The sequence below is a fragment of the Frankia sp. Mgl5 genome (genome assembly GCF_023242985.1).
In the GTDB taxonomy this organism is placed as follows: Bacteria; Actinomycetota; Actinomycetes; order Frankiales; family Frankiaceae; genus Parafrankia; species Parafrankia soli.
In genome coordinates this window covers 1-233 of record NZ_JALKFY010000364.1, presented here as the reverse complement: position 1 = coordinate 233, position 233 = coordinate 1, and the positions used below count along the sequence as shown (strand labels likewise).

General features: G+C 53.6%; 1 protein-coding gene. It reads left to right on the top strand.

The window, feature by feature from the left end:
- A partial coding sequence (locus tag MXD62_RS09710; protein WP_368862363.1) for an ECF transporter S component occupies window positions 1–233 on the top strand: 233 nt, incomplete at both ends.

The following is a 233-nucleotide window of genomic DNA, read 5'->3' as shown; positions in this document are numbered from 1 at the left end:
GGTCTTACGGTGCGCAAGATCGTGATTGCCGGCGTGTTGGGGGCAATCGCAATCCTGCTCGGGGTCACCAGACTCGGTTATATTCCGGTGCCCACCGCGGCGGGAAATGCAACCATCATGCACATTCCGGCGGTAATCGGCGGGATTATGGAAGGATGGGGAGTCGGTCTCATTATCGGTCTCATTTTTGGTGTTTCTTCATTTTTAAACGCGACGGTGCCTCTGTTTAAAGA